This window comes from Mycobacterium sp. (genome assembly GCF_036488105.1).
In the GTDB taxonomy this organism is placed as follows: Bacteria; Actinomycetota; Actinomycetes; order Mycobacteriales; family Mycobacteriaceae; genus Mycobacterium.
This window is the reverse complement of the sequence record NZ_DASXHW010000154.1, coordinates 25,257-32,998: the sequence shown is the minus strand read 5'-3', so window position 1 is coordinate 32,998 and position 7,742 is coordinate 25,257. Positions and strand designations below refer to the sequence as shown.

General features: G+C 66.8%; 6 protein-coding genes. 1 reads left to right on the top strand and 5 read right to left on the bottom strand.

What is annotated here, in order from left to right; translation table 11 throughout:
* The 5 genes from aftB to glf all read right to left on the bottom strand — a co-directional run.
* The coding region (aftB, locus tag VGH54_RS08205; RefSeq protein WP_331511444.1) for a terminal beta-(1->2)-arabinofuranosyltransferase at nt 1-1,955 on the bottom strand (1,955 nt) is incomplete at its 3' end.
* A complete protein-coding gene (locus VGH54_RS08200; RefSeq protein WP_331511443.1) occupies nt 1,933-2,850 on the bottom strand; it encodes a decaprenyl-phosphate phosphoribosyltransferase in 918 nt (305 codons plus the stop codon). The genes VGH54_RS08200 and aftB, both read right to left, overlap by 23 nt.
* Nucleotides 2,851-2,852: 2 nt before the next feature.
* Nucleotides 2,853-3,401, bottom strand: a complete 549-nt coding sequence (locus VGH54_RS08195) for a phosphatase PAP2 family protein (RefSeq protein WP_331511442.1) — start codon at nt 3,399-3,401, stop codon at nt 2,853-2,855.
* The gene (locus VGH54_RS08190) at nt 3,382-5,343 is read right to left on the bottom strand and encodes a glycosyltransferase (protein ID WP_331511441.1); all 1,962 of its coding nucleotides are present in this window, start codon (nt 5,341-5,343) and stop codon (nt 3,382-3,384) included. The genes VGH54_RS08195 and VGH54_RS08190 overlap by 20 nt, the downstream gene beginning before the upstream one ends.
* Entirely contained in the window at nt 5,336-6,553 is a 1,218-nt protein-coding gene (glf, locus tag VGH54_RS08185; RefSeq protein ID WP_331511440.1) for a UDP-galactopyranose mutase, read from the bottom strand. Before glf ends, VGH54_RS08190 begins: the two co-directional genes overlap by 8 nt.
* 284 nt (nt 6,554-6,837) lie before the next feature.
* Between glf and VGH54_RS08180 the strand changes: the two genes are divergently transcribed.
* On the top strand, nt 6,838-7,722 hold the full coding sequence (locus VGH54_RS08180) for a hypothetical protein (RefSeq protein WP_331511439.1): 885 nt from the start codon (nt 6,838-6,840) through the stop codon (nt 7,720-7,722).
* Nucleotides 7,723-7,742 lie beyond the last annotated feature (20 nt).

The window sequence follows — 7,742 nt, the reverse complement described above, 5'->3', positions numbered from 1 at the left end:
TAACGCGGAACACGGTCGATCCGGTAGCGGGTGAACGAGAAGGAGTGCACAAGATTCGACAGGAACCGGTGGAAGCCCATCGGAGCGCGCACCGAATTCAGCATCTGCTGGGTACCTTGGCACTGCAACGCTGCCTCGGCCTGCGCGACGAATTTCGCGTCCAGGTAGCCCGGCACACCCGGATACCACTTCACCCACGGCCCGTCGGCGATCACCCAATCCGGGAAGAGGTTCTTGTCGTGACCGATCCGGCCGTGCTGCAACCGGGCGGTGTGCGCCGCGAGCGGGTTGGCCAGCCCGATCTGGTCGATCACCCGGACATCCAGCCCGACATTCATCCCGACCATGCCGAGGTTGGTGAAAAACACTGTGTGCGGGCCCTTTTGGGCTGCCGGCGGTGGGGCGGGCGGCACACCGTCCGGTGGCGTGCCCGGCTGTTTCGGTGGAATCGGTGGGCCGACGGGCGGGACCAAGTCCCACTGGTCGTAGTTGCCCGACGGCAGCAGCAGCGCGCCCTCCGGGGTGTTGTTCAACGCCACCAGCACCGCGCGCATCCGGGGGTAGTCCAGGTAGTCGGCGGCCGTCAGCGGGTGCGCGTGACCCGTTGCCTGCGAGTAGAAGCGGCGCTCGTCGACGATCCCCGAGTAGGTGACGCGGGTGGCGTCGGCGCCCATCCCGGGCGAATTGGCGGCCCATAGCGACCAGCCCGCGATCGCCATCCACAGTGCGCTCACCCCGCCGGCCAACCAGTAGCCGGCCTCGCGGGACAGCCGGGTGCCCTCGGGAAACACCACCGGCACCACCGCCACCGGTGCGAGCAGACACAGCAGCGGGACCAGCAGCACCCGGCCATGCATGAAATCCCCACCCTGCCGAATCCAGTACAGCGCCTGCAACAGCCCGCTGACCAGGATGAACACCACGACGGCGGACGGGGTCTGCACGGTGCGGGCAAGCGGCCCACCGGCGGCCGGCAAGGCGCTGGTGCCCTTGCCCCGGCGGGCCGACGCCCACAGGACCAGCCCCAGCCCGGTCAGCAGCAACGCCGGCACCCACAGCGCGTAGGGCCCGTTGAAGTTCGACAGATAGATCAGGCCCTGCGACCACTTGTCGCCGCCGGCGTCCTTGGCCAGCGCGGTGCCGGGAAACAGCAAGCCGTAGTAGCCCATTCGGAAAATCTGGTAGCCCACCGGCAACAGCCCGCCGGCCACCACGATCTCCAGCCGGCGCCGCCCGCCCTGCACGGCGATCAGCATCATGATCAGCGCCCCACCCCCGATCAGAGCAAGCTCGGGGCGCACCAGGACGCTACAGCCGGCCACGAAGGCCAGCGCGATGACGAACACCCGTCCCGGCGGCCGTCCCCGTTTGGCCTGCGACCAGCAGACCAACATCCACCAGAGCAGACCGAGGTAGGCCATTACCAGACCGCTTTCCAGGCCGGACGTGGCGAAGTCGCGCGCCGGCGGCACCGCGATGTAGACCAGTGCGCCGGCCGGCAGCATGATCGCGCGCCGGCCCACCAGGCTGGGAGCGAACAACCGACCGGTGCCCAGCATCAGCATCGCCAGACCGGCCAGGCTCATTCCGAGCGCCAATGCCAGGGCCACATACTCCAATTGCAGGGGCCGGGTCACAGCGCTGGCTGCGTACACCGCGTACGTCCACACCACCGACGTATTGGCCTCGACCCGCTCGCCCTGATTGAACACCGGGCCGTTGCCGGCCAACAGGTTTCGCACAGTACGCAACACGATCAGCCCGTCGTCGGCGATCCAGCGCCGCTGCCAAGCGCCCCAACCGAACAGCACGGCGACCACGGCCACACTTGCCCACAGACTGGCCCGAACCGTGACGTCGTAAGGGAAAGTAGGCCGGCCAAACGATTTGAGCACCGGCCGGCGAATCGCGGCCGGTGGATCTGAGGCGACGTCAGCCGAGGATGACTGCGGCACCGATGGTTCCGATCCAGGCCAGGAACAGCATCTGCAGCACCCGGTCGCGTAGCGCGATGTCTTCAGGCTCGCCGGCCACACCGCCGTCGACGTCCACCGCGTAGCGCAGGATCGCGATCGTGAACGGCACCATCGACACCACGAACCAGCCGGCCCTGCCGTGATCGCGCTCGAATGCCCACAACCCGTAGCAGACGACGACCGCAGTGGCCGACATCGTCCAGACGAACCGCAGGTAGGTGCTGGTGTAGTTCTCCAGCGACTTGCGGATGCTGGCTCCGGTGCGCTCGGCCAACTGCAGCTCGGCGTAACGCTTTCCCGCCGCTTGGAACAACGACCCGAATGCCACTACCAGCAAGAACCATTGCGATAGATGGGTATTGGTGGCGGCACCGCCGGCGATCGCGCGGATCAGATACGCCGACGAGACGATGCTGATATCGATCACCGCCTGGTGCTTGAGTCCGAAGCAGTACCCCAGCTGCATCCCGATGTAGACGGCCATCACCAGCGCCAGGTTGGGCGTGAGCAACCACGCGATGCCCAGCGACGCTGCGGCCAGCGCCGCCGACAGCGTGTAGGCCAGCCACTGCGGCACGATGCCGGCGGCGATCGGGCGGAATCGCTTGGTCGGATGCTGGCGATCGGCCTCGACGTCGCGGATGTCGTTGACCAGGTAGATCGACGAGGCACCCAGGCTGAACACCACGAATGCGACCGCGACCTGGATGAATACGTCGCGGTAGTTGTAGTGGGCGGCGGTGCCCCAGGCAGCCAGCGGAGCCGCCGCCACCAGGATGTTCTTCACCCATTGCCGGGGACGCATCGCCTTGACCACGCCGACAATCAGGTTGGCCGGCGGTCTGGCTACCTTGTCGTCAACCTGCTCGCTCATCGTTACGCTCCACCTGTCGTCGGCCAGCGCCGGTCGACCCGCGCGGCAACCGCCGCCACCGCGGCCCCGACCGCCACACCGGTGGCCACGTCGCTGGGGTAGTGCACGCCGAGCAGCACTCGGGAGAGCGCCATCGGCGGCACCAGCATGCCAGGCAGCGGCGAACCGGTGACCCGGGCCAGCAGGATGGCCGCCGCGGTGGTCGAGGTGGCATGCGCTGACGGGAAACTCAGGCTGCTCGGGGTGCCGACATTGACCGCGACCGCGGGATGATGCGGCCGCGGGCGACGCACCAGCCGTTTGATCACGACGGCCGCGGCGTGCGCGGCGAACGCCCCCGCGCCGGCCACCAGCCAGCCGCGGCGTCGGGCCGGCTGCAGGATCGCACCGATCGCCGACACCGCCAGCCAGCCCAGGCTGTGCTCACCGAAATAGGACATCGCCCGTGCCACCGCCAGCGCGCCCGGGCGATCCGCCAACGCCGACTGCACGGCGACGAGTACGGCCACTTCGCCGCTCGGCGAAGCCGTTTCAGCTGTGATGTCGGCCATTGCCCGACACGTTGTTGTGGGCCGGCAACAGCACGGTCTCCCATTTCTCCTTGCTGGACAGCACCGGTAACGCATCGCGGTAGGCGCGGCGCATCTCGTCGAAGCGGCGCAACAGCTGGCGTTGGCGGCGCAGTGACTGCCACAGCAGCGCGAACATCTTGTCCCGGTCGCGCTGACGGTAGACGGCGCCGCGGCCGTCGGCCGTGGTGACGGTGGCACCGTCCAGGGTGGACAACCGGAACCACCGGGCATCCTGGGTCGGCACGTTGAGCTGCGGACGCTGATGATGGTCCGGCTCAGCCGCTTTGAGCTGGTGCAGCACTCCACGGATCAGCCGGTAGCCGATGGACAGCGGATGCACCGGTGGCTTCATCTCGTAGTTCCGCTTCGACGGCGTCGGCAACTCATCCGACGATGGCAAAACCACCGCGTCCGGATACTGCTTGCGCATCCGATGTATCTCTGGCAGAGCGGATTCCAGGATCGAGAAGATGTGCTCCGGGCCGGCGAGGAAATCGTCGATCGCCTTGTTCTGGATGGCGACTGTCGAATACTCAAGGCAGGAAAGGTGTTTGAGCGTCGCCTTGAAGTGGCTGCGGACCAGCCCCCGGACCTCGCCGTCCCAGTGCATGGCCGCCACCACCAGCCGGTTGCGCAAGTGGAAGTAGGCCTGCCAGTCGATGGCGTCGTCTTTGTCGCTCCACGCCATGTGCCAGATCGCCGCACCCGGCAGCGTCGCCGTCGGATAGCCGTGCTCGGCGGCGCGCAGCCCGTAATCGGCATCGTCCCATTTGATGAACAGCGGCAACGGCTGACCGAGCTCCTCGGCCACGTGGCGCGGGATCATGCAGGTCCACCAGCCGTTGTAGTCGACGTCGATGCGCCGGTGCAGCAGCTGGCTACGAGGGTTGTTGTCGCTCAACGGATACTCGGCGAAGTCGTGGTCGTATTCGGTGTACGGCGCCGCGGTCCACATGAAGTTCGCCCGGTCGACCATCTCGCCCATGATGTGCAGGTGCGAGGGCTCCTGCAGGTTGAGCATCTGGCCGCCCACCAGCATCGGCGCCTTGGCGAAGCGGTGCATGGCCAAGATGCGCAGAATGGTGTCCGACTGCAGCTCAATGTCGTCGTCCATGAACAGGATCTGCTGGCAGTCGGTGTTTTTCAGCGCCTCGTACATCACCCGGCTGTATCCGCCGGAGCCGCCGAGATTGGGCTGGTCGTGGATCGACAGCCGATCGCCCAGCGCCTCAGCGGCAGCGGCGAAATCGGGGTGGTCGCGGACTTTCGACGTTCCCTGATCCGGAACGATGACAGCGCCGATCACCTTGTCCACCAAGGGATCTGCGGTTAGCTCGCGCAGCGCGTTGACGCAGTCGTTCGGCCGGTTGAAGGTCGGGATCCCGACCGCGACGTTCGCGACACCCGGCGCAGGCTGGTCGGAATACCAGCCGGCACTGCGCAATTCCACGCCGGTGTCGGTGGTGATGTCGAACCAGATCCATCCGCCGTCCTCGAACGGATCGAGACCGACCTGGAATTCCAGGATCTCGGGCTCGCCGCCCGTCGCGGCGAAATTGCGGCCGTCGACGAAGATCCGGGCCCCGGTGGCTTTGGTGCGGTAGACGTCGACGCGCCCCTTGCCGGTGAGCTCGGTACGCAGCACCACCGACGTGCACGTCGTCCACCGACGCCAGTAGCTGGCCGGGAACGCGTTGAAGTAGGTGGCGAACGACACCTCGGACTCGGCAGCGATCTGCAGCGACGTGCGGTCGGTCGCATGCGCGCGCCGGGCATTGGTGGCCGACTCCTCCAGGTACAGCTTGCGTACGTCGAGCGGTTCGCCCGGGCGCGGCAGGATGACGCGCGCCAGCAGACTCACCGCCTTGCCGGATTGCTGGGTCGCGGCACGGTTTGCGTCGTCGACCGTGGTCTTACTCATCCCCGGATGCTTCCTCTGCTGTTCTCGTCAGCGGCGCGCCGTCACGCAGGTGCGGCGCCAGGACGTTGTCGTACATGTTCAATGCGCTGGCGATCGCCATGTGCATGTCGAGATACTGGTAGGTGCCCAGCCGTCCACCGAAAAGCACTTTGGCCGAAGCGGTTTCGTTCGCGGCTCGGCTCCGGTACGCGGCCAGCACCGCGCGGTCGGACTCGGTGTTGATCGGGTAATAAGGCTCGTCGTCCTGCTCGGCGAACCGGGAATACTCCCGCATGATCACCGTCTTGTCGGCCGGGTATTCCCGCTCCGGGTGGAAATGGCGGAACTCGTGGATGCGGGTGTAGGGCACATCGGCGTCGTTGTAGTTCATCACCGGGGTGCCCTGGAAGTCGCCGGTTGGCAGCACCTCCAGCTCGAAATCCAAAGTACGCCAGCCTAAGTGGCCATCCGCATAGTCGAAGTAGCGGTCGAGCGGACCGGTGTAGACAACCGGAGCATCCGGGCTGGCGGCGCGTAGTTCGTCGCGGACGTCGAACCAGTCGGTGTTCAGCCGGACCTCGATGCGGTCGTCGGCCGCCATGTTCTGCAGCCAGGCCGTGTATCCGTCGACCGGCAGGCCCTCGTAGGTGTCGTTGAAGTAGCGGTTGTCGAAGGTGTAGCGCACCGGCAGTCGGGTGATGTTGGCCGCCGGCAGCTCCTTCGGGTCGGTCTGCCACTGCTTGGCGGTGTAGTGCTTCACGAACGCCTCGTACAGCGGCCGGCCGATCAGCGAGATCGCCTTCTCCTCGAAGTTCTGCGCATCGTCGCTCTTGATCTCGGCGGCTTGCTCGGCGATCAGCGACCTGGCCTCGTCGGGCGTGAAGTAGCGGCCGAAGAACTGCGAGACCAGACCCAGACCCATCGGGAACTGGTAGGCCTGGCCGTCGTACATGGCGAAGACCCGATGCTGGTAGCCGGTGAAGTCGGTGAACTGCCGCACATAATCCCACACCCGCTGGTTGGAGGTGTGGAACAGGTGCGCGCCGTACTTGTGCACCTCGATACCGGTCTGCGGCTCGGCCTCTGAATAGGCGTTTCCGCCGATATGCGGACGCCTGTCGACGACCAGCACCCGCTTGCCGAGCTGAGTAGCCACGCGCTCGGCAATCGTCAGACCGAAAAATCCGGAGCCGACGACATAGAGGTCAAAGCGACCGGAAGGAGAAGTCATCGGTTGCCTAGGGTATCGGACTGCGAGACCACAGCCCGCTTGGCGGCGGCGTTGCGCGCGGGTCTTAATGCCACGACCTTCACTGCAAGCGTCAATACCGGCGTGGCGGGTAACGATAGAGCAGATTTTGATGACGAAAGTCGCGATTGGCTCACGATTGGATCTCGTCACTCTAGTCACATCATTCACGTCCGTACCATCGGTCATGTGTGCTGAGAACGACCTATCAGGCACCTTGCCCGCGGGCATGACAGTGACCGCTTTTCCAGATTGAGGAGACTTCCGTGCCGAACCGACGTCGACGCAGGCTCTCGACAGCCACGAGCGCGTTCGCCGCTCTGGCGGTCGCGAGTCCTTTTGCTTACATCGCTGTTGGCGACTTGACCGCCAAGCCCGCACCCGTGCACCACGAGTTCGTCCGGGCCGCGGCCATGACCGACCTGCCTGGCGAGCTGATGGGCGCGCTGACGCAGGGGTTGTCGCAGTTCGGGGTCAGTCTCCCGCCGATCCCGAGCCTGACCGGTGCCACCAGCCCCAGCAGCCTGGGCACGCCCGGCCTGGGCTCGCCCGATCTGGCCAGCCCCGGGCTGACCTCGCCGGGCCTCACGTCGCCGGGCCTCACGTCGCCAGGTCTCACCTCGCCAGGTCTCACCTCGCCGGGCCTGACGTCGCCGGGCCTGACGTCACCGGGCCTGACCACTCCGGGCCTGACGCCCGGCGCGACCCCGGGGCTCACGACTCCGGGTCTGACCCCGGGCGCAACCCCGGGCCTGACCCCAGGTCTGACGCCTGGAGCGACTCCGGGCCTGTCCACGCCCGGCCTGACCAGCCCCGGGCTGACACCTGGGTTGACCAGCCCGAACGCCTTTGCCCCGGCGACCGGTGCCGGTGGTCTGTCGAATCCGAGCGAACTGCCGATAAGCGACCCCGTCGGATTGGACCCCGGCGCCGGTGGCACCTACCCGATCCTTGGCGACCCGTCTCTCGGTGCGTCGCCGGCGGCCCCCAGCGGCGGGCTCGTCAGCGACATGATGAGCGCGGCCAACCAGCTGGGCGCCGGTCAAGCCATTGACTTGCTCAAAGGCATGATCCTGCCGGGGCTGACGCAAGCGGCACACGGTGCGGCCGCGCCGGTTCCTCCGCCACCTGCGCCGGCGCCGATCCCCTGATCGCACGCACGGCTTCGGAT

Bases quoted from the DNA above. Each gene is read 5' to 3' on its own strand.
- VGH54_RS08200 (WP_331511443.1), bottom strand. From the start codon at position 2,850: ATGAGCGAGCAGGTTGACGACAAGGTAGCCAGACCGCCGGCCAACCTG.
- VGH54_RS08195 (WP_331511442.1), bottom strand. From the start codon at position 3,401: ATGGCCGACATCACAGCTGAAACGGCTTCGCCGAGCGGCGAAGTGGCC.
- VGH54_RS08190 (WP_331511441.1), bottom strand. From the start codon at position 5,343: ATGAGTAAGACCACGGTCGACGACGCAAACCGTGCCGCGACCCAGCAA.
- glf (WP_331511440.1), bottom strand. From the start codon at position 6,553: ATGACTTCTCCTTCCGGTCGCTTTGACCTCTATGTCGTCGGCTCCGGA.